The organism is Microbacterium meiriae (assembly GCF_032364335.1).
Classification (GTDB): Bacteria; Actinomycetota; Actinomycetes; order Actinomycetales; family Microbacteriaceae; genus Microbacterium; species Microbacterium meiriae.
Window position 1 is genome coordinate 1607001 of record NZ_CP133984.1, and the last position, 21297, is coordinate 1628297.

19 protein-coding genes and 2 tRNA genes are annotated in these 21297 nt (G+C 70.6%); 14 read left to right on the plus strand and 7 right to left on the minus strand.

The window, feature by feature from the left end; translation table 11 throughout:
• The first annotated feature begins 65 nt into the window (after positions 1 to 65).
• The 9 genes from RI211_RS07645 to RI211_RS07685 all read left to right on the plus strand — a co-directional run bounded on the left by RI211_RS07645 (position 66) and on the right by RI211_RS07685 (position 9679).
• On the plus strand, positions 66 to 1601 hold the full coding sequence (locus RI211_RS07645) for an MFS transporter (RefSeq protein ID WP_315636965.1): 1536 nt from the start codon (positions 66 to 68) through the stop codon (positions 1599 to 1601).
• Positions 1602 to 1683: 82 nt separating this feature from the next.
• Positions 1684 to 2727 carry a 3-isopropylmalate dehydrogenase gene (locus RI211_RS07650; protein WP_315636964.1) on the plus strand — a complete coding sequence of 348 codons (1044 nt, stop codon included), beginning with the start codon at positions 1684 to 1686 and terminating at the stop codon, positions 2725 to 2727.
• A gap of 62 nt (positions 2728 to 2789) precedes the next feature.
• Positions 2790 to 3890, plus strand: a complete 1101-nt coding sequence (locus RI211_RS07655) for a branched-chain amino acid aminotransferase (protein ID WP_315636963.1) — start codon at positions 2790 to 2792, stop codon at positions 3888 to 3890.
• Positions 3891 to 4080: 190 nt separating this feature from the next.
• The gene (locus tag RI211_RS07660; RefSeq protein ID WP_315636962.1) at positions 4081 to 5061 is read left to right on the plus strand and encodes a type IV toxin-antitoxin system AbiEi family antitoxin domain-containing protein; all 981 of its coding nucleotides are present in this window, start codon (positions 4081 to 4083) and stop codon (positions 5059 to 5061) included.
• Between the two features lie 114 nt (positions 5062 to 5175).
• Positions 5176 to 5955 (plus strand): fumarylacetoacetate hydrolase family protein, encoded by a 780-nt coding sequence (locus RI211_RS07665; protein WP_315636961.1) that lies wholly within the window; start codon positions 5176 to 5178, stop codon positions 5953 to 5955.
• On the plus strand, positions 5952 to 7211 hold the full coding sequence (locus tag RI211_RS07670; RefSeq protein ID WP_187663939.1) for an MFS transporter: 1260 nt from the start codon (positions 5952 to 5954) through the stop codon (positions 7209 to 7211). The genes RI211_RS07665 and RI211_RS07670 overlap by 4 nt, the downstream gene beginning before the upstream one ends.
• Positions 7208 to 7972: a class I SAM-dependent methyltransferase gene (locus tag RI211_RS07675; RefSeq protein ID WP_315636960.1), complete on the plus strand. Its 765-nt coding sequence runs from the start codon at positions 7208 to 7210 to the stop codon at positions 7970 to 7972. Before RI211_RS07670 ends, RI211_RS07675 begins: the two co-directional genes overlap by 4 nt.
• A 29-nt stretch (positions 7973 to 8001) precedes the next feature.
• The gene (gltX, locus tag RI211_RS07680; protein WP_315636959.1) at positions 8002 to 9507 is read left to right on the plus strand and encodes a glutamate--tRNA ligase; all 1506 of its coding nucleotides are present in this window, start codon (positions 8002 to 8004) and stop codon (positions 9505 to 9507) included.
• A 100-nt stretch (positions 9508 to 9607) separates the two neighbouring features.
• Positions 9608 to 9679 (plus strand) — tRNA-Gln (locus RI211_RS07685).
• 59 nt (positions 9680 to 9738) lie between these two features.
• Here the strand turns inward: RI211_RS07685 and RI211_RS07690 are convergent.
• Together RI211_RS07690 and RI211_RS07695 are read right to left on the minus strand one after the other, a co-directional pair.
• Positions 9739 to 10590 (minus strand): class II glutamine amidotransferase, encoded by an 852-nt coding sequence (locus RI211_RS07690; RefSeq protein WP_315636958.1) that lies wholly within the window; start codon positions 10588 to 10590, stop codon positions 9739 to 9741.
• Positions 10591 to 10679: 89 nt separating this feature from the next.
• Positions 10680 to 11501, minus strand: a complete 822-nt coding sequence (locus RI211_RS07695) for a hypothetical protein (protein WP_315636957.1) — start codon at positions 11499 to 11501, stop codon at positions 10680 to 10682.
• Positions 11502 to 11585: 84 nt separating this feature from the next.
• On the opposite strand from RI211_RS07695, the gene RI211_RS07700 reads away from it, so the two are divergent.
• The 4 genes from RI211_RS07700 (at position 11586) to pepN (ending at position 16993) form a co-directional block, all read left to right on the plus strand.
• Positions 11586 to 12860, plus strand: a complete 1275-nt coding sequence (locus RI211_RS07700) for an MFS transporter (protein ID WP_315636956.1) — start codon at positions 11586 to 11588, stop codon at positions 12858 to 12860.
• A gap of 9 nt (positions 12861 to 12869) precedes the next feature.
• Positions 12870 to 13376 carry a hypothetical protein gene (locus RI211_RS07705; protein WP_315636955.1) on the plus strand — a complete coding sequence of 169 codons (507 nt, stop codon included), beginning with the start codon at positions 12870 to 12872 and terminating at the stop codon, positions 13374 to 13376.
• Positions 13377 to 13449: 73 nt separating this feature from the next.
• Positions 13450 to 14460, plus strand: coding sequence for a DNA topoisomerase IB (locus tag RI211_RS07710; protein ID WP_315636954.1), 1011 nt, complete (start codon positions 13450 to 13452; stop codon positions 14458 to 14460).
• 49 nt (positions 14461 to 14509) lie between these two features.
• On the plus strand, positions 14510 to 16993 hold the full coding sequence (gene pepN, locus RI211_RS07715; protein WP_315636953.1) for an aminopeptidase N: 2484 nt from the start codon (positions 14510 to 14512) through the stop codon (positions 16991 to 16993).
• Positions 16994 to 17015: 22 nt separating this feature from the next.
• On the opposite strand, the gene RI211_RS07720 is transcribed toward pepN, so the two are convergent.
• The 3 genes from RI211_RS07720 to RI211_RS07730 form a co-directional block, all read right to left on the minus strand.
• Positions 17016 to 17942, minus strand: a complete 927-nt coding sequence (locus tag RI211_RS07720; protein WP_315636952.1) for a S1 family peptidase — start codon at positions 17940 to 17942, stop codon at positions 17016 to 17018.
• A 98-nt stretch (positions 17943 to 18040) separates the two neighbouring features.
• The gene (locus RI211_RS07725) at positions 18041 to 18583 is read right to left on the minus strand and encodes a GNAT family N-acetyltransferase (RefSeq protein ID WP_315636951.1); all 543 of its coding nucleotides are present in this window, start codon (positions 18581 to 18583) and stop codon (positions 18041 to 18043) included.
• Entirely contained in the window at positions 18580 to 19218 is a 639-nt protein-coding gene (locus RI211_RS07730; RefSeq protein WP_187663947.1) for an MBL fold metallo-hydrolase, read from the minus strand. The genes RI211_RS07725 and RI211_RS07730 overlap by 4 nt, the downstream gene beginning before the upstream one ends.
• A gap of 151 nt (positions 19219 to 19369) precedes the next feature.
• Here RI211_RS07730 and RI211_RS07735 point away from each other — a divergent pair.
• A tRNA-Glu gene (locus tag RI211_RS07735) sits at positions 19370 to 19442 on the plus strand.
• Positions 19443 to 19503: 61 nt separating this feature from the next.
• Here RI211_RS07735 and RI211_RS07740 read toward each other — a convergent pair.
• Entirely contained in the window at positions 19504 to 20745 is a 1242-nt protein-coding gene (locus tag RI211_RS07740; RefSeq protein ID WP_315636950.1) for an MFS transporter, read from the minus strand.
• Positions 20745 to 21293: a helix-turn-helix domain-containing protein gene (locus RI211_RS07745; RefSeq protein WP_268776389.1), complete on the minus strand. Its 549-nt coding sequence runs from the start codon at positions 21291 to 21293 to the stop codon at positions 20745 to 20747. Before RI211_RS07745 ends, RI211_RS07740 begins: the two co-directional genes overlap by 1 nt.
• Positions 21294 to 21297: the final 4 nt, after the last annotated feature.

Consider the following 21297-nt stretch of genomic DNA (forward strand, 5'->3'; position numbering starts at 1 on the left):
GCATCTGTTACTATACCAGCCGGACGGTTTAGTAACGAGCGGTCCACAGGAAGGAAAGGTGTTCCATGACCCGTACTGCGTCGATCCCGACGACAGAGACGGAAGCTCCCCGCGTCGGGGCTCGGGGGTGGGCGGCGCTCGTCGTCCTCATGCTCCCGGTGCTGTTGGTGTCGGTGGACAACACGGTGCTGAGCTTCGCGCTGCCCGAGATCTCGATCTCGCTCGCGCCGAGCGGGGCCGAGCAGCTCTGGATCATCGACGTCTACCCGCTCGTGCTCGCCGGACTCCTGGTGACCATGGGGACGCTGGGCGACCGCTTCGGGCGCCGCCGCCTGCTCCTCATCGGAGCCACGGGGTTCGCCGTGGTCTCCGCTCTGGCCGCCTTCGCGCCGACCGCGGGCCTTCTCATCGCTGCGCGCGCCCTGCTCGGCTTCTTCGGCGCCATGCTCATGCCCTCGACTCTCTCGCTGCTGCGGTCGATCTTCCAGAACCGCGACCAGCGCCGCATGGCCATCGCGGTCTGGGCGTCTGCGTTCTCCGCCGGATCCGCGCTCGGCCCCATCGTCGGCGGCTTCCTCCTCGAGCACTTCGCGTGGGGCTCGGTGTTCCTCATCGCCGTCCCCGTCCTCATCCCGCTGCTCATCGCCGCGCCGCTGCTCGTGCCGGAGAGCCGTGACCCGAATCCCGGCCGCATCGACCCGCTCAGCATCGTGCTCTCGATGGCCGCGATGATCCCGGTCGTCTACGCCATCAAGTCCTTCGCGGTCGACGGCCCGTCGCTGTACGCCGGGGGATGGGCGCTGCTCGGCCTCGTGATGGGGACGTTGTTCGTGCGCCGTCAGCTCCGCGCCGACACCCCGATGCTCGACATGGCCCTGTTCCGCCGCGGGTCGTTCTCGGGGGCGATCCTGGTGAACCTGCTCAGCGTCGTGGCCCTCGTCGGGTTCCTGTACTTCGTCTCGCAGCACCTGCAGCTCGTGCTGGGGCTCTCGCCGATGGTCGCGGGCCTCGCGCTCGTGCCGGGGATGGCGGCGATGATCGTCGCCGGACTCACGGTGGTGCCGATCTCGCGGCGGGTGCCGCCGCACGTGCTCATCCCGGCGGCGCTGGTGTTCTCCGTCGCGGGGTACCTCATCGTCGCCTTCACGACGCACGAGCACGGCGTGGCACCGCTCATCCTCGCCTTCGTCGTCCTCGGCATCGGCATCGGCGCGGCCGAGACCATCTCGAACGAGCTCATCCTCTCCAGCGCCCCCGCGGCGAAGGCCGGTGCCGCGAGCGCGGTGTCCGAGACGGCGTACGAGCTCGGTGCCGTGCTGGGGACCGCGATCCTGGGCGGCATCATCACCGCGTTCTACCGCGGCGCGCTGGTGCTGCCCGAGGGGCTTCCGGCCGAGGGGGCCCGCGCTGCGCAGGAGACGCTGGCCGGCGCGTACACCGCCGCCCACGAGCTCCCGACCGCGCTCGGCGACGCCCTGTGGCAGGCAGCGGCCGACGCGTTCGGCTCCGGCGTCACCGTGACCTCGCTCATCGGGGCGGGCCTCGTCGTCGTCGCGGCGGTCATCGCGGCCGTCACACTGCGCAAGGCACCCACGCACTGACCACTACGCTGGGGGGACCGGCCCGTTCGACCCGCGGTCGCGCCGCGGCCGGTCCACCCCCGTGCAGTGCGCAAGGAGTCTCATGTCGCGTGTCGTGAAGCTGGCCGTCATCCCGGGTGACGGCATCGGTCCCGAGGTCATCGCCGAGGCGGAGAAGGTGCTCGACGCCGTCACGGCCGACAGCGACGTGACGTTCGACAAGACCCGCTTCTCGCTCGGTGCCGGACGGTACCTCGAGACGGGCGACACGCTCACGGACGACGACCTCGCCGCGATCGCCGCCCACGACGCGATCCTCCTCGGCGCGGTCGGCGGGACGCCGGGCGACCCGCGACTGAAGGACGCGAACATCGAGCGCGGACTGCTGCTGAAGCTCCGGTTCACCCTCGACCACTATGTGAACCTGCGCCCCTCGAAGCTCTTCACCGGAGCTCCCGGTCCGCTGTCCGACCCGGGCGAGGTCGACTTCGTCGTCGTCCGTGAAGGAACGGAGGGGCCCTACGTCGGCAACGGCGGAGCGATCCGGAAGGGGACGCCGCAGGAGGTGGCGAACGAGACCTCCGTGAACACGGCGTTCGGCGTCGAGCGGGTCGTCCGCTACGCCTTCGCGCTTGCCGAGCGCCGCCGTCAGAAGCTCACCCTCGTGCACAAGACCAACGTCCTCGTGCACGCCGGTGCCATCTGGCAGCGCGTCGTGAACGAGGTCGCCGCCGAGCACCCCGACGTCGCCGTCGACTATCTGCACGTCGACGCCGCCACCATCTTCCTCGTCACCGATCCCTCGCGCTTCGACGTGATCGTGACGGACAATCTCTTCGGTGACATCCTCACCGACCTCGCCGGCGCCGTCACGGGCGGCATCGGCCTCGCCGCCTCGGGGAACATCAACCCCGATGGCGCCTTCCCGTCGATGTTTGAGCCCGTGCACGGCTCGGCTCCGGACATCGCGGGCCAGCAGAAGGCCGACCCGACCGCCGCGATCCTCTCCTTCGCGCTGCTGCTCGACCACCTCGGCCTGATGGCCGAGTCGGCGCGTGTGAGCGCCGCGGTCGAGGCGGACATCGCCGCCCGCAGCGGTGCCCGCACCACCGCGGAGATCGGCTCCGCGATCACTGCCCGTCTCTGAACGGCGGGCGTAGGCTGACAGGGCGCGAGGATGCGCCCACCCCACGAGGATTGGATGACGACATGACGACGATCGACGCCGAGACGAGCGTGGCTCCCCTGGAGTTCGCCGTGACGAAGAACCTGAACGCGGCCTCGCCGGCACGCGTCGCCGAAGTGCTGGAGAACCCCGGTTTCGGGGTCGTCTTCACCGACCACATGGTCGACATCTGCTGGTCGGCCAAGGGCGGCTGGCACCGTCCGCGTGTGCAGCCCTACGGCCCGATCCCGCTCGACCCCGCGGCCTCCGTGCTGCACTACGCACAGGAGATCTTCGAGGGCATCAAGGCCTACCGGCACGCCGACGGCTCGATCCACACCTTCCGTCCCGACCGCAACGCCGCGCGCCTGCAGGCCAGTGCCCGCCGCCTCGCGCTGCCGGAGCTGCCGACGGAGTACTTCATCCAGTCGCTGCGGGAGCTCATCGCCGTCGACGGCCGGTGGGTGCCCTCTGGTGCCGACCAGAGCCTGTATCTGCGTCCGTTCATGTTCGCCAAGGAGGCCTTCCTCGGCGTGCGGGCCGCGCAGAAGGTCGCCTACTACGTGATCGCGAGCCCCGCCGGCGCCTACTTCACCGGAGGCGTGAAGCCCGTGCGGATCTGGCTCTCCGAGGACTACGCCCGCGCCGGCCGCGGTGGCACCGGCAAGGCGAAGACGGGGGGCAACTACGCCTCCAGCCTCCTGCCGCAGGCCGAGGCCAGCGCGAAGGGCTGCGACCAGGTCGTGTTCCTCAACGAGAAGCGCGACGTCGAGGAGCTCGGCGGCATGAACGTCGTGTTCGTCTTCAAGGACGGTCGCATCGTCACGCCGGAGTCCGACAGCATCCTCGAGGGCATCACGCGGGATTCGTTGCTGCAGCTCGCCGAGGACCGCGGCTACACGGTCGAGAAGCGACCGATCTCGATCGACGAGTGGCGCGAGGGCGTGGCCTCCGGCGACATCGTCGAGGTGTTCGCCTGTGGCACGGCCGCGGTCGTGACGCCGATCGGCGCGCTCGTGGGCGAGGGCTTCGACGAGCCGCAGCCGCTGGGCGAGCTGGCGCTGTCGCTCCGCGAGGAGCTCACCGACATCCAGTACGGCCGTCGCGAGGACAAGCACGGCTGGCTCCTCCGCCTCGACGCCTGATTCCATTCCCCGAGACCCCGTCTTCCCGCCGACACCCCGCCGTGTCGACGCGTGGTAGGCGGGGTCTCGGCGTGTAACCGGGGTCTCGCGCGCCGGGGGCGTTCCTGCACAGTGCGGGGGGAGTAGGGGATGAGGGGTGGGGGGTGTGGAGAACGGGGGGAGGGAGAGATCAGCGGGGGAGAGTGGGGGGATGTCGCGGCGCCTCTCGTTCTCCGATGCCTGGGATCTCGTGCGGTCGCGGGAGGAGGTCCTCGATGCGGGCGTCACGGAACGGGAGCTGACGGCGGCGGTCGCGCACGGCAGGCTGCGACGGGTGCACCGCGGGGCGTACGTCGACGCGGATGTCTGGGACGAGCTGTGGCCAGAGGGGCAGCAGCTCGTGCGGGTGTGCGCCGTCCGCAGGGCCAGTCCGGGCGGGGGTCCCGTGTTCTCGCATGTCTCCGCGGCGGCCCTTTGGGGGCTGCCGCTCGTGGGGCCGATCCGGGACGACGTGCACACCGCGATCCGCAGCCGTCGGCACACCAGGACCGAGGCCGGGGTCGTCCGACACCAGATGATGCTCGACGAGGGCGATGTCGTCCGGCGGCACGGGCTCCGGTGCACGTCGCTGGCCCGCACCGTGTTCGATCTCGCCCGACTGCTGCGACCGGAGGCCGTCGTCGCCGCGGGGGATGCGGCACTGCGGCTGGTCTCGGTCGACGGGCACGAGGTGGACCAGGATGCCGTCGCCGCCTGGCGGGCCGAAGTCGAAAGCCTGTGCGTGGCGGGACTCCGGGGTGTGCGGCGCGCGCGATGGATCGGAGCCTTCGCGGATGGACGGGCGCAGCTCCCGGGCGAGAGCGTGAGTCGCCTCCAGTTGCATCGACTCGGGTTCCGAGACATCGATCTGCAGGTCCCCCTCGTGGGCTCCGACGGCGCGCGGTACTTCGCCGACTTCGGGTTCCCGCGGTCCCGGGCCTTCGGAGAGTTCGACGGGGAGGACAAGTACCGGGATGCGGAGCTGCGGACGATGCCCACGGCGGCCGATGCGGTGATGGCGGAGAAGCACCGCGAGGACGAGATCCGCGGGGTGACCGGCTCGCGGGTGGTGCGCTGGGGCTCCCGGCACATCCGCACCCCCGAGGACCTCGGACGACGGCTCGCCGCGTTCGGCATCCGTCCTCCCGGTTGAGTTCCACCGAGGCCCCGGGCTTCCGTCGAGACCCCGCCTCTCCCGCGCAAGCGAACCGGGGTCTCGACGAGAAAGCGGGGTCTCGACGACAAAGGGGGGATCTAGGCTGGAGGCATGAAGATCGCCCGGTTCAGCCACGACGACGCCATCATGTACGGGATCATCGACGACCGCGAGCTCGTGGTCCTCGCCGGGGACCCGATGTTCTCCGGGTACGAGACCACCGGTGCGCGCGTCCCGCTGACCGAGGTCACGCTGCTCGCGCCCGTCATCCCGCGCTCCAAGGTCGTGTGCGTCGGCAAGAACTACCACGATCACGCCGCCGAGATGGGGGGAGTGGCCCCCGAGGAGCCGCTGCTGTTCCTCAAGCCGAACACCGCCGTGATCGGCCCGGATGACGCGATCGTGCGTCCCACCGCGCTGTCCGAGCGGACGGAGTACGAGGGCGAGCTCGTGGTCGTGATCGGGCGGATCGCGAAGAACGTGAAGGCGGAGAACGCCCTCGACCACGTGCTCGGCTACACGATCGGCAACGACGTCACCGCACGCGACCTGCAGCGCAAGGACGGGCAGTGGTCGCGGGCGAAAGGCTTCGACACGTTCTGCCCGCTCGGACCCGTGATCGAGACGGACTTCGACCCCGCGGAGGCCACGATCGAGACGCGGGTCAACGGCGAGCTCCGCCAGCACGCGCCGCTCACCGACATGATCCACTCGGTCGCCGCGATCATCGAGTACGCCTCCGCGGTGTTCACGCTCCTTCCGGGCGACGTCATCATGACGGGGACACCCGCGGGCGTCGGCACGTTCGCGGCGGGCGACACCGTCGAGGTGGAGATCTCCGGACTCGGCATCCTGCGCAACCCCGTGCGCGACGCCGCTCCCGCGTCATGACCGACGTCGCCCTCACGGCGACGCAGCAGCAGGCGGTCCAGCGCCGCACCGTGCTCGTGCTGTCGCTGGGGCAGGTGCTGGGCGGCATCGCCTTCGGCGCCACCGTGTCGCTCGGTGCGCTGCTCGCCGCGGACATCTCCGGCAGCGACGCACTCTCCGGGCTCGCGACGGCATCGGTGACCCTGGGCGCCGCGCTCTGCGCGATCCCGCTCGCCCGGATGGCCGCACGGCTCGGACGCCGCCGCGCCCTCACTCTCGGCAATCTCTTCGCCCTCGTCGGCATCGCCGTGGTGATCCTCGCGGCGTCGGTGCGCGTCTTCCCGCTCCTGCTCGTCGGCATCCTGCTGATCGGTGCGGGGAACGCGGGCAACCTGCAATCCCGGTTCGCGGCCACGGACCTCGCGGCGCCGCAGCACCGCGGGCGTGACCTCTCGATCGTCGTCTGGTCCACCACGATCGGCGGCGTGGCGGGACCGCTGCTGCTCGGCCCGGGGGAGATCGTCGGACAGGCGATCGGGATGCCTCCGCAGACGGGTTCCTACGTCTTCTCGTTCGTCGCGCAGTGCGCGGCGCTCGCGCTCTACCTCGTCGCCCTCCGCCCCGATCCGCTGCTGGCCGCGCAGCGACTCGCTCAGGCCGCCGCCGCGACGACGAGCGCCGTCGTGGCGGACCGCCCGCGCGTGGCCCGCTACGCGATCTTCGCCATCGCGGGGTCGCACGTGGTGATGGCGTCGGTCATGGCGATGACCCCGGTGCATCTCTCGCACATGGCCCACGGCGCTCACGGTGCGGCGGCGACACCGGCGGACGTCTCAGCGCTCGTCGGCATCACCATCGCGCTGCACGTCGGCGGCATGTACGCGCTCTCGCCGGTGTTCGGCGTGCTGGCCGACCGCTGGGGGCGGCTGCGCGTGGTGCTGCTCGGGCAGGCTCTGCTCGGCGGCGCCCTGGCCTTCGCCGTCTTCGCGGGCACCGAGGCGTGGGGCGTCATGGTCGCCCTCATCCTCCTCGGCCTCGGCTGGAGTGCCGCGACGGTCGCCGGTGCCGCGCTGCTCACCGAAGCCTCCGCGCCCGAGGTGCGCACTCGTCGTCAGGGACGCAGCGACTCACTGATGAGCCTGTCCGCCGCCGCCGGGTCCGTCCTCGCCGGCATCGTGCTGTCGAACTTCCAGTACGCCGGACTCGGCATCGCGGCCTCGGTGCTCGTCCTCGCGATCGTCGCGCTGTCACCGCTCGCCCGGAGCAGCGCGCGGTGAAGGCCTGGGACGGCGTCGGAGCGGCCTATGCCGCTTCGTACGCCGCCCTGTGCGCCGGGGCCTTCGAGCCTCTCACCGCCGCACTCGGCCCGGCGGAGGGTCGTGGCCTGCTGGACGTCGGCGCGGGGGAAGGCCGTCTCGCGTCCCGCTTCGCACGCCGGGGATGGGACGTCACAGCCTGCGAGCCCGAGCCGACGATGCGTGCCGTCGCCCACCGGGAGCACCCGACGCTGCGCATCGTCGAGGGCGGACTGCCGACGCTGCCCTTCGGCGACGGGTCCTTCGATGCCGCCGTGGCGAACTTCGTACTGAACCACGTCTCCTCCCCGCGGACCGCCGCCCGCGAGCTGGGTCGGGTCGCGCGTGGTCCGGTCGCCGCGACGATCTGGACCCGTTCCCCGTCGTGGTTCTGGGCGGAGGTCGTCGAACGCGCGGGGTTGCCGCCGTACGCGGGGGAGAGGCTCCCCGCCGAAGAGGACTTCGCACGCACCCCGGACGGCTTCGCGGACGTGCTCACCGACGCCGGGCTCCCGGAGGTCGTGGTCACCGAGCACACCTGGACGTGGGAGGCCGACCCCAGCGCGCTGTGGACCTCCGTCGAAGGGGGTGTGGCCGGCGCCGGCGCCCAGTACGCCCTGCTCTCCACGGCCGAGCGCCGCCGGTTCCGCGCGGGGTTCGAGGAGACGGTCGCGGCGCATCGGGTGGGAACAGTGCTGCCCCTGGAGCACCGCGCGGCGGTGGCGGTCTCGCGCCGGGGCTGACCCGCCCGCACCCGTAGAATCGAAGGGCTATGGCTACTCCGCATCCCCTCACCACGACCGCCAGCGGCGCCGACGTCCGCGTCCGCTTCTGCCCCTCTCCGACGGGGCTGCCGCACGTCGGCATGGTCCGCACGGCTCTGTACAACTGGGCCTATGCCCGTCACAACGGCGGGAAGATGGTGTTCCGCATCGAGGACACCGACGCCGCGCGCGACAGCGAGGAGAGCTTCCGCCAGCTCGTCGACGCGCTCACGTGGCTGAAGATCGACTGGGACGAGGGTGTCGAGGTCGGCGGCCCGCACGCCCCGTACCGGCAGTCCGAGCGGCACGACATCTACCGCGAGGTGATCGACAAGCTCCTCGCGACGGGCGCGCTCTACGAGAGCTACTCGACGGCCGAGGAGATCGACGCCCGCAACGAGGCCAACGGCCGGGCGAAGCAGCTCGGCTACGACAACTTCGACCGTGACCTGACGGACGAGCAGAAGGCGGCCTTCCGTGCCGAGGGTCGTCAGCCCGCCCTCCGCCTGCGCGTGCCGGACGAGGACCTCACGTACGTGGACCTGATCCGCGGCGAGGTCACCTTCCCCGCCGGCTCCTTCCCGGACTTCGTCGTCGTGCGCCCGAACGGGGTGCCGCTGTACACCTTCGTGAACCCCGTCGACGACGCGCTGATGGGCATCACCCATGTCCTCCGCGGCGAAGACCTCATGCCGTCCACCGCGCGCCAGCTCTCGCTCTACGCCGCTCTCATCGACGCGGGTGTGACGACGTTCGTGCCGCGGTTCGCCCACATGCCGCTCGTGCTGGGGGAGACCGGCAACAAGAAGCTCTCCAAGCGTGACCCCCAGGCCGATCTGTTCCTGCACCGGGAGCGCGGCTTCATCCACGAGGGCCTCCTGAACTACCTCGCGCTCCTGGGCTGGTCGATCGGCCCGGACCGCGACGTGTTCTCGCTCGACGAGTTCATCGCCGCGTTCGACATCGAGAACGTGAACCCGAACCCCGCCCGATTCGACCAGAAGAAGGCCGAGTCCATCAACGGCGACCACATCCGCAAGCTCCACGTGAAGGACTTCGCCGAGCGCACGGTGCCGTACCTCGCCGCGGCCGGTCTGTTCGACGAGCCGACCCACGAGCAGCTCGTCCTCGCCTTCCGTGCGGCGCCCCTGGTGCAGGAGCGCGTGCAGCTGCTGGGCGAGGTCCCGGGCATGCTCGGCTTCCTGTTCCGCGACGAGGTGTCGTACGACGCGGATGCGCTCAAGGGGCTCCCGGCCAACGCGGCCGAGGTGCTGGACGCCTGTGGCACCGCCCTCGAGCCGGTCACGGACTTCACCCCGGAGAAGATCCAGGAGGCGCTGTCGACGGCGCTCGTGGAGAACCTCGAGCTCAAGCCGCGCGTCGCCTACGGGCCGCCGCGTGTGGCCATCACCGGCCGCCGCGTCTCGCCGCCCCTGTTCGAGTCGATGGAGCTGCTGGGCAAGGACGAGTCGCTGCGCCGCCTGCGCGCGCTCTCGGCATTCCTCGCGAACTGACTCGCGACGCGCCCGAGCGGCGACACGGCACCGGTGGTTTTGGTGATCGGTCGCCGCTCGGGTAAGCTTGACTCTCGGTGCGAGGCTCCGGTTTCGCCCTTGGGGTATGGTGTAATTGGCAACACGGCTGATTCTGGTTCAGTTGTTCTTGGTTCGAGTCCAGGTACCCCAGCACTTCGAAACCCCCGCTCCGGCGGGGGTTTTCTCGTTCCCCGGCAGGAACGTCAGTGCTCACCCAGCTTCGAGGAAGGGCTCGTACCGGTAGCCCGCCTCGTCGAGGATCGAGACCGTGGATTCGGGGACCTCTTCGAACGCACCGGGCAGATCGTTCAGCGGCTCGGAGACGATCACGTGGGCCCGGCGACCGAAGACGCGAAGACGTTCCGCATCGGGGTACATCCGACGAAGAGTCTCGATGTCGGTGGAGTGGAAGAGGGAGCGGGAGCGTCCGGCGGTCGAATAGCGGATCGCCCACACGGTGGCGCCGTCGGAGACCGCGAAGGTGCCCTGCACCGGGAAGCGGATGCCATGCTCGTGGCCCACTCGCTCGGCCTCCCGGATGGCCGCCCGCATCCCCGCGATCGGATCGTCCTGCAGGCCGAGTGTCAGGGCGAGGTGGAACAGCACCTCGGAGTCGGTGGTGCCCTGGATCTCCGGGTAGAGGGAGGGATCGACGGCGAGCGTGAGGTCGCGTTTCACGGTCAGGAAGTCTGCCAAGCCGCCGTTGTGCATGAAGAGCCAGTTCGCGTGCCGGAACGGGTGGCAGTTGGTCTGCTGGACCGGCGGCCCGGCGGCGGCTCTCACATGGCTGAAGAACAGCGGGCTGCGGATCGTGCGGGAGATCTCGCGCAGGTTCAGATCGTTCCAGGCGGGCTCCATGCTCCGGAACAGCGCGGGCCCCGGCGGCTGCCCCGAGTCCTCACGGTTCGACACCGGATACCAGCCGAGGCCGAACCCGTCCCCGTTCACGGTCTCCGCGCCGAGTGGCGAGTCCAGGGACTGCGCCACGAGCGAATGTCGCGCGTCGAGGATCACCTCCGACGGGTGCAGCGGTTCTCCCACATACGCCAGCCACCGACACATGTCGACACCTCGTCCCCGACCCGATCAGGTCTGTGCCCGACGATACGCTCGGTCCGCCTCCCCGGCGAGACCCGCGGATGGTGAACCGGCTACTCGCACTCCCCGAGGAACCCGAGGTAGCACACGGCCTCGTGGGTGACGGCCGGCTCGGCATCGTCGTTCGAGACCTGGCGCGTCGCCGTCTCGGGCGTCCGGGTGAGGTGTCCGAAATCGCCGAGGGAGGCCACGTACATCCCGTCCGCGTCCTCCGCGATCATCCGGTCGATCTCGGCGCGGTGCTGGGCGCACAGGTCCGCGGCGGCGGGGACGAGGTCGACCCCGGCGCATGCGCCCGCGTACTCGGCCTCCATGAGGCCGATGCAGTCCGTCCAGTCCTGGTCCACCGCGCACGGGCTCACGCCGTCGTCGGCGACGAGGTACTTGCCGGTCTCGTACTCCTCGCTGTGGAAGGTCTCGGGCTTCTCCGGCACGTCGACCTTGGTCCAGTGGCATGCGGTCGTGAACGCGAACACCGTGACGATCGCGGCGATCAGCAGCAGCGCACCCACGATGCCCAGCGTCACCCAGAGGCCGACCCGGCTCTTCCTCCCGGTGCTCTCCGAAGCGGGGAACGCGATCTCCGGCCCACCGGCGGAGACGGGTCCCTGCGCGGCCGCGGCCGGTGCCGGCGGCGGCGCCGCAGCGAACCCGGGCGCTGCGGCGATGGGGAGTTCGTGTCCGCCGAGCCCTGCCGCCGCGGGGGCGGGCGTCGCCGGCGCCGTGGTGGCGAGCCAGTAGTCGTACCAGGCCCGGCTCGCCTGCTCGTCCGCGGCGACCTGCTGCGCCTCGGCATCGGTGAGCACGAGGCCCCAGGCCTCACGGGTCGGTGCGTGGAGCAGGGCGGAGCGGAAGTCTTCGAACGACACGGGCATGTTCGCAGAATATCGGCTTTGCTCCCGGGAGCCCGGCGGTCATCCGATGTCCGCGGCTCCTGGAACAATGACGAGGTGATCGGTATGAGGTCTTTCTGGAACGCGTTGCCCACCGAGGGGCGCTGGCTGCTGTCGACCGTGGCGATCCAGACCCTCGGGCGCGGCATGACGCTGCCGTTCACCATCATCTACCTCCACGAGGTCCGCGGCTTCGACCTCGGGTTCTCCGGGGCGCTCATGAGCCTCATCGCGATCACGGGGCTCGTCGTCACGGGCCCCGGCGGTACGCTCATCGACCGCTTCGGCGCCCGCCGTGTGCTGATCGTGGGACTGCTCTCGATGATCGCGGGGTGCACGCTCCTCGCCTACGCCACGCATCCCGCCGTCGCGACCGTCGCGGTCGTGCTCATCGGGGTCAACTTCGGGGTCTCCTGGCCCGGCTTCAACGCGCTCATCGCCTCGGTGGTCGACGGCGAGGTCCGTCAGCAGTACTTCGGCGTGAACTTCGCCCTCGTCAACCTCGGCATCGGCGTGGGCGGCATCATCGGCGGCTTCTTCGTCGACGTGACGAAGCCGGCGACCTTCACCACGATCTTCCTCATCGACGCGGCCACGAGCCTCATTCCGCTGGCACTGCTCCTGGGTCCGCTCCGGCACGTGCGCACGCAGGCGGAGCCCGACCCGGCGGTGACCACCGAGGGCGGCTACCGGGAGATCCTCCGTCGACCGGCGGTGCTGTGGATGACGCTGCTGACCTTCTTCTCCGTCTTCATCGGGTACGGACAGATCGAGGCGGGCTTCCCCGCCTACGCCCGTCAGATCGCCCAGGTGTCGACCGCCGTGGTCGGCATCTCGTTCGCGGTGAACACGGCTGTTATCGTGCTGCTGCAGTTCGCCGTCCTCCGCCTCATCAACGGTCGCCGCCGCACCAGGGTCATGCAGGTCATGGCGCTCATCTGGGCCGTCTCCTGGGTCATGCTCGGTGCCGCGGGTCTGCTCCCGGACTCGGTCACGGCCGCGATCGCGGTGATCGCGTTCATGGGCGTCTTCGCGTTCGGGGAGACCATGATGCAGCCGACGATCCCCGCCATCTACAACGATCTCGCGACCGACCGCACCCGCGGCCGCTACAACGCCCTCAACTCCGCCGCTTTCCAGGGCGGAGCGATCCTCGGCCCGCTCGTCGCGGGGGTGCTCCTCGGCGTCGGCGTCAGCGGGTGGTTCATCGCGGTCATGGTCGCGGGCAGTCTCGCCGTCGGTGTGCTGGCGATGGTGCTGGAGCGGGTGCTCCCGGAAGTGGCCAACGGCGGCGTCGAGGTCCATCGAACGGACGAGGTCGAGCGGACGCCGCCGGTCTAGGCTCCGAGCATGGCCCTCGAACCGCTCTTCCTCCGTCTCGACCGGATCGCGGGTGGGCGGCAGGCCGGCGTCCTGATCAGCGACGCCGGCCGCACTCACCCCAGGACGGTCCGTGCCTTCACCTGGATCCTCTGGCTGCTCGTCGCCGAGCTGGTGCTCGGGGTGGGCGCTGTCCTGGTCGCGCTCGTGCTCGCCGCGGACGGGGACAGCGTGCCCTTCGCCGTGTGGATGCGCACGCTCGTGGTGCTGGCGATGACGGCGACGCTGTTCTACTTCGCGTGGCGTGCGCGCCGCGGATGGCGTTGGGCCTACCTCCGACTGCGGCTGTTCGCGCAGATCTTCCCGGTCATCACGCTCGTCATGGCGGCGATCCCCGGCCTCTACCCGGTCTGGATGGTCACCGAGCAGATCGTCTTCAGCCTGATCATGATCGGCATCGCTGACTTCCTCACCAGCGACCACATGCGGGCGGTCTTCGCGAAGGACCCCGACGCGGATAGCACGCCGGCGGGGTGAGACGCCACTCCCTTCCCGCCGAGACCGGGGTCACTCCACACTCGGAGGAGCTGCACGGCGGGAGGAGAGACGCATGGCGCGACTGGTGCGAGTGGTACCCGGTCAGGACCCGGGCTTCACCCGGAAGCGGACGAGCTCGGGGTTCCGGTACGTCGATCCGATGGGGGAGCCTGCGCCCGAGGCGGATCGCGAACGCATCAGCGACCTGGTGATCCCGCCGGCGTGGCAGGACGTGTGGATCGCGGCCGACCCGCTCGCGCACATCCAGGCCGTGGGGATCGACACCGCCGGTCGCAAGCAGTACCTCTACCACCCGCTCTGGCGTGTCTCCCGCGACCGTCGCAAGTTCGTCCGCGCACTGGACCTCGCCGCGGCTCTGCCCAGCGCCCGCGCGCAGGTCACCAAGGCTCTCAAGGAGGACGGCCAGACGAAGGAACGAGCCCTCGCGATCGCCTTCCGCCTGCTCGACGACGCCGCGCTGCGGATCGGTTCGGAACGCTACCTGGCGCGCCACGGCAGCCGCGGCCTGACCACGCTCCGCCGCCGCGACGTCCGCATCGACGGCGGCGATGTCGCCCTGTCCTTCCCGGCGAAGAGCGGACAGACCGCCGCGATCGAGATCACCGACGAATCCCTCGCCGAAGCCCTCACCGACTTCGCGAGCGGCGCCTCCACCGCCTTCCTCCTGGCCTACCGGAAAGGCCGGCGGCGGGTGAAGATCACGCCCGCCGAGGTCAACACGTACCTCAAGGACGTGCTGGGGGCCAGCTTCTCCGCCAAGGACTTCCGCACCCTCCACGGCACGATCATCGCCGCAGACGCCCTGGCCCGCATCGGCGTCCTCGACCGCCGCGGACAGCGGAACCAGGCCGAGCGCCTCGCGGTGCAGGCGGCGGCGACCGCCCTGGGCAACACGACTGCCGTCGCCCGCAACAGCTACATCGACCCTCGGGTGTTCCGGCAGTACGGCCGGCGGAGGACGCTCGACCTTGACGTGACCCCGGAGACGGCGATCCGGCGGCTGCTGGGCGGGCCCGAGACGTCGCGCAAGGTCAACCGACGCGGTGCCGGGCGGCGTGGATGAGGCCGCGGGAGCTCCCCAGCTGGCCCCGGGAAGATGCCAGGATGGAGGGATGCACACCGCGAACCTGACCCGTGAGGAGACCGCGGCGCGATCCGCCGCGATCACCCTGCACCGCATCCGCGTCGAGCTGGACCTGACCGGAGCCCCGGAGCGGGCGCGCACGGGCTTCCCGACGACGACGGTCCTGGAGTTCGATGCGACGGTCCAGAGCACGTGGCTGGACTTCATCGGCGAGGAGGTCCGGCGCGTCGAGGTGAACGGGGAGGAGCGGGACGTCGTCTACGACGGGGCGCGCCTCACGATCGACGACCTCGCGGCGTCGAACGTCGTGCGCATCGAAGCGGTCGGCGCCTACAGCCGGTCGGGGGAGGGCCTGCACCGGTTCCACGACCCGGCTGACGACCGCACCTACCTCTACACGCAGTACGAGCCCGCGGACTCCCGCCGCGTGATGGCCTGCTTCGAGCAGCCGGACATGAAGGCGGAGTACACCTTCGTCATCGACGCGCCGTCCGGGTGGGAGGTGCTCTCGAACCAGTCGCCGGCCCACGTCGACCTCGGCGTCGGCGTCCAGCGCGTGCAGTTCGCCCCCACGCTGCCGATCTCCAGCTACATCACGGCGGTCGCGGCCGGCCCGTACGCCCGTGTCGACGGGGAGTGGACCAGAGACGAGCAGCGAGTGGCCCTCGGCGTGCTCGTCCGCCGCTCGCTCGTCGAGCACCTCGAGGCCGACGAGATCCTCGAGGTCACCCGGCAGGGGCTCGACTTCTTCACCGACGCCTTCGCCTATGCCTACCCGTGGGGCAAGTACGACCAGATCTTCGTCCCCGAGTACAACCTCGGCGCGATGGAGAACCCCGGCCTGGTCACCTTCACGGAAGGCTACCTCTCGCGTGGTGCTGCCACCGATGCGCAGCGGGCCGGCAGGGCCAACACGATCCTGCACGAGATGGCGCACATGTGGTTTGGCGACCTCGTCACGATGACGTGGTGGGACGACCTCTGGCTCAAGGAGTCCTTCGCCGACTACATGGGATCGCACGCCTCGGCGGTGGCCACCCGGTTCCACGACGCGTGGGTGACGTTCGCCATGCGGCGCAAGGCCTGGGCCTATCAGCAGGACCAGCTGCCGACGACGCACCCCATCGTCGCCGACATCCCCGACCTGGAGGCCGCGAAGCTGAACTTCGACGGCATCACCTACGCCAAGGGCGCCTCGGTGCTGAAGCAGCTCGTCGCGTTCGTGGGCGACGAGGCGTTCTTCGAAGGCGCCCGGCGGTACTTCGCGGCCAACGCGTTCGGCAACACCACCCTCGACGACTTCCTCGTCGAGCTCAGCGCGGTGTCCGGCAGGGACATGACCGATTGGGCGGGCGCCTGGCTGCAGACGACGGGCGTCTCGACCATCTGGGTGGAGACCGACGCCGACGGCGCACAGCACCTCGTCCAGGACGACGTCCGTCCGCACCGCCTGCGGATCGGACTGTACGACCGCGTGGACGGCCGGATCGTGCGTCGGGAGCAGCGGGAGCTGGATCTGATCGGGGAGCGGGTCGAGATCGAGCTCCCCGAGGCCGATCTCGTGCTGCTCAACGACGACGACCTCACCTACGCGAAGGCGCGCCTGGACGAGCGGTCGCTCCGCACCGTCGAGGAATCCCTCTCGGACATCGAGGACCCGCTCGCCCGGGCGCTCGTGTGGTCGTCGTTGTGGAACGCCACCCGAGACGGCGAGCTCGATGCCGCCCGTTTCGTCGCGATGGTGCGCGCGCACGCACCGCGGGAGTCGAACGGCGGTCTGCTGGCTGCGGCCCTCCTCGACGCCGGGTTCGCGCTGCGGCACTTCGTCCCCGACGACCGACGCGCCGCGGAGCAGCGCGCCTGGACCGAGACGACGTGGGCGGCACTGCAGCAGGCGGACGCCGGCAGCGACGCCCAGCTCTCCTGGGCGCGTGCGCTGGCAGCCGCCTCGGCGTTCGATGACGTCCACCACGCGGAGGTCCGGGCCCTGCTCGACGGCGACGTGCCGGAGGGCCTCGTCGTGGATCCCGATCTGCGCTGGCAGCTCCTCACGGCCCTCGTCACGACCGGTCACGCCGACGCCTCGGACATCGCGGCCGAGGAGGAGAGGGACGACACCGGCGACGGACGCACCGCCGCCCGCCGCGCCCGCGCCTCCGTCCCCGACGCGGCGGTACGCGCGGCCGCCTGGACCGCCGCGTGGGAAGACCAGTCGCTGACGAACGACCACCTCGATGCCGAGATCGGCGGCTTCCGCGCCGGTGGCCGCCGTGACCTCATCGAGTCCTACGACGAGGAGTACTTCGCGCGGATCGGGACCGCGTGGACGGACCGGAGCATCGAGATCGCTCGTCGGCTGGTGATCGGGCTGTTCCCCGCCCGTTCGTCGCTGGATCTCGTCGATTCCTGGCTGTCGGCCAGCCCCGAGGCCCCGGCGGCGCTGCGACGACTCCTCATCGAGCAGCGCGACCACCTCGCGCGTGACCTGCGGGTGCGTGGCGCTCAGGGCTGACCGACAGCGATTCCGGCAGCGGTCAGCGCCTCAGGCTCTTCGCGATGGCCTTGCCCTCAGGGGACTCTGCCAGCGTGTCCCAGAGATCTGCAGAACTCAGCGACACATACACCCCTGGGGCGCCCTGCTCACCGCAGCCGTCCCCGTAGGACACGATGCCGATCTGGTAGGCGGTGTCGCGAGCCGGAGGTCGGCGGAACAGCGGCCCGCCGCTGTCCCCCTGACAGGAGTCCTTGCCGACGACACCGGCGCACATGTTCACCCCCGGTCGAAAGGAGTCGTAGGCGAGTTCACACTCCTCCGTCGCGAGCATGGGCACCTGGACCTGACGGAGACGGTCCGGGAAGTTCCCGAGGGCGGTGTCGGTGTTGCCCCAGCCGATGACCGTCGCCGACTGTCCGGGACGAAGGAGGGCATCCGTCCCCTTGGTGGGCAGTTTCACGGGCACGATCCCCGAGACCGGGCGGTCGAGCGTCACGAAGGCGAGATCGTAGGCCTCGTCCCCTTGGAGGTAGCGAGGGTGGACGATGACCGGGCCACCGGCTTCCGCGCCGGCGAGACCGCGATCCTGACCCTGACTGCCGTCGGACAGCACGGTGCGGCCGACCGTGACGGTCACTCCGTCCACCTCCGGCACCGGGAGCCCGCTGAGGGGATCGGCCCCGGTGACGCAGTGCGCGGCGGTCATCACGACGCGCGGCGCCACCAGCGAGCCGCCGCAGAAGGCCTCGCCGGCGAACTGGAGGGACGCCATGAACGGATAGGCATCGTTCGGCACTGCCGTGCCTCCGATGATCCGTGAGCTGGCGCGTTCGTCGCGGTCGCCGGAGTCGCCGTCCGCCCACGCCGTCGTCGCGGGGGTGCCGACGATGCCGGACGCGACGAGGGCGACGCCGGCGAGGGCGAGCCCGATCCTTTTCCTGCTCTGGTGAACTCCGGTCATCATCATGAGGACTGTTCCTTTCGTGACAGGTAACACGTTACGACGGCCCAGTACAGCAGCCGCTCACGGCAGGAGCAAGAGTTCCCCGGTATCCTGGCCGGCTGTCAGGACGGGCTGTCGGGCACGCGTTGCACGGTCATGCCCATCACCGTGCGCACGATCCACGGATGGGCGCGATCGTCATCGATGTGGGTCATGCCGAGCTTCTCCGCCACACCGCGGGACGCCTCGTTCGCGGGGTGGATGATGGCGGTGAGGAGCGTGGGAGCGAAGGTCCGCGCGACGAGGTCGACACAGGCGCGTGCGGCCTCGGTGGCATAGCCTCGGCGCTGGCGATCGGCGCGGACGTGGTAGCCGACTTCGAGCACGGGAGCGCCGTTCACCGACTGCCAGGTGAGGCCGCAGTCGCCGAGGAACTCGCCGTCGTGCGTCTCGATGATCCAGAGACCGTGGCCGTCCTCGCGGTAGCGCTGCTGCATCCGCGCGATCCACTCGGCGGCTTCCGCTCGCGACTTGGGCGCGGGGTAGTACGCCATGACCTCCGGATCACCCAGGAGCGCCGCCATGTCGTCGAGATCGTCCGCGATCATCTCCCGGAAGGCGAGTCGCGGGGTCGGGGCGGGCAGGAGGCGGCGTGGTCCGCTCACAGATCGATGGTGTCGCCGGGCTCGAGCACGAGGAACTCGCCGCCGCCCTGCTCGGTCGCCCACTGCAGCCGCTGCCGGTGCATGTTCTTGCCGATCACGGACAGGGTCATGTCGTGCGTGCCGAACGCCCGTCGGGGCTTCACGGCCAGGACGTAGTCGATGGCGTCCCCGATCTTGAGCCACGGGGCTCCGAGCGGCGCGGCGAGGGTGCCGACCTCGACGCCTTCCGGCACCGCATACGAGTCGCCGGGGTAGTAGAACGTGTCGTTGACGAGCACGCCCACGTTGTCGATCGTCGGGATCGAGGAGTGGATCACCGCGTGCGTGCCACCGAAGAAGCGCAGAGTGAAGGCGCCGACCTCCACGGTGTCGCCGGGGGAGACGACCGTGACCTCGTAGCCCTCCGCCGCCTTCGCCACGCCCTCCGGCCCGAAGATCGGGGTCCCGGGGGCCGCGCGGAGGATCCGGTCGAGGTGCTCCGGCGTCCAGTGGTCGGGGTGCTCGTGCGTGAGCACGATGGCGACCAGTCCGCTGAGGTCGTGCAGCGGGGCTGTGAAGGATCCCGGATCGATCAGGAGGGTGTCGTCGTTCTGGTCCAGGCGGAGGGTGGCATGTTCGAACTTGGTGACGCGCATGAGACGAGTCAACTCCTTCCCGGGGTCTGCGGCAAACGGAAATCGGCGCGCCACGCCCGGGATCTCGGGTGGACTGGCCTCGATTTGGCGCAGTGAGAATCGCCGTGGCATACTTGAACGGTTGTCGCGGAACGGAAAAGCTCCGCAAGACGGCCCCATCGTATAGCGGCCTAGTACGCCGCCCTCTCACGGCGGTAACGCGGGTTCGAATCCCGCTGGGGTCACACAACACGACGAAAGCCCTCCGGTTCTCCGGGGGGCTTTCGCCGTTCCCGAGCGTGCGCGTCAGTCGTCCGCGCGCAGCGACAGGGTCCGGAACGCACGAGCCCGGAGCGGTACGAGCATGAGCGCCATCATCGCACCACCGGCCACGACGAACGGCACCCAGACGGCGGTGACGGTCGCGAGCGCGCCGAAGCCCGCCATCGCGAGCGGCATCAGGCAGTCGTCGCCGAGCCGGGTGAGGGACCCCATCCGACCGAGGAAGGCGGTGTCCACCGTCGCGGCGAAGGTCGCGCTCAGCAGCACGGAGGCGTAGCCCGCGGTGGCGCCGACGACGGTGGCGGCGACGGCCACCGTCCAGACGGGGCCGAACCCGAGCGCGACGATTCCCGCTCCCTGGACGAGGAGCGCGCCGAACCCGCTCCGCGCCTCGTGGCGCGGCCGCCATCTCGCGACCGTGGCAGCCCCCACGGCGGCGCCGAGGCCGAGGAGGCCCTCGAAGAGGCCGACCGCGGGAGCCCCCCAGCCCTCGTCGTGCGCCCGCAGAGCCAGGCCGATGCCGATGGCGGGGCCCACGGCGAGATTGAGTCCGGAGAGGGCGATGACGAGAGTGCGCGTCGTGTGGTTCGCTCCGAGGTGGGCGAACGCCGCGCCGATCGCGCGCAGGGACGAGGTGCGCGGGGCCCGGGCGAGCCGGAACCGCGGGCGGGGGACGATCGCCAGGAACCCGACGACCAGGGCGAAGGTCATCGCGTTCGCGGATGCGCTCCCCGCGAGACCGGCTTGGGCGACGAGCATGCCGCCCAGCGCGGCGCCCCCCATCGTGCCGAGGCGCGACGCCGTCTGGATGACGGCCGCGTAGGAGGGGAGATCGTCGGTGCGTACCAGCTGTCGCCCGATGGTGCCGGCGGCGGGCTCGTAGAACGCGTCGCACACCCCGAACGCCACGGCGGCGGCGAGCAGGACGGGCACGGTGGGCGCATGCGAGACCGTCCACACGGCGGCGGCGACGAGCACCCCCACACGCACCGCATTGCAGACGATCATCACCCGGCGGGCGTCGGCGCGATCCGCGATGACCCCGCCGAAGAGCAGCACCATCGCGCGCGGAACCGTGCCGGCGGCGACGATGAGTCCGGCGACGGCGGGGGAGGCGATCTGCACGGCCGTCCACGCCAACGCGATCGTCCACACGGCGTCGCCGGCGTCGGACAGAGCCTTCACGCCGATCCACGCGTGCACCATCCGGTCACGCCGGAACGGAGGAGGACTGGTGAGCTCGAGGGGCGGGGTGAGCGTGGTCATCACGGCTCCGTGGGGAACGCGTGAGCGAAGAAGAAGACGGGCGTGCGCGCCTGGCCGTCGCCTTCGTCGATCGAGGCCTGCCAGTCCCGCACCACGTCCAGCACGCGCGCGGAGAGGTCGCGCAGTTCCTCCGGGGTCGCCCACGCGGTGGTCTCCGTGTTGGAGGCGTCGTAGGCCGCGACGGCGGGCTCCCCTCGGCGTCGGTGCCAGCGCTGGAGGCGGTCGATCTGCATGCGGATGCCCTGCCGCTGTGCTTCCCGGGCGAGAAGGGCATCGGCGGGGGAGTCGACGAAGTCCTCCACCGACCAGGTGAGGCCGCGCCGGGCGACGGTCCACCAGCTCGTGCGCCGGTCGCCGGTCGGATCGGCGGCACGCTCGACGATCCCGGCCCGCTCGAGCATCCTGAGGTGATGGCTGATGCTGCCGACCTGGCTGTCGAGCGCACGGGCGAGGGCGGTCACCTGCGAGGTGCCGTACAGCAGCAGATAGTCGTAGATGCGGCGCCGCAGCGGGTGATGCACGGCGGTGATCACGGAGATGTCTTCCACGCTC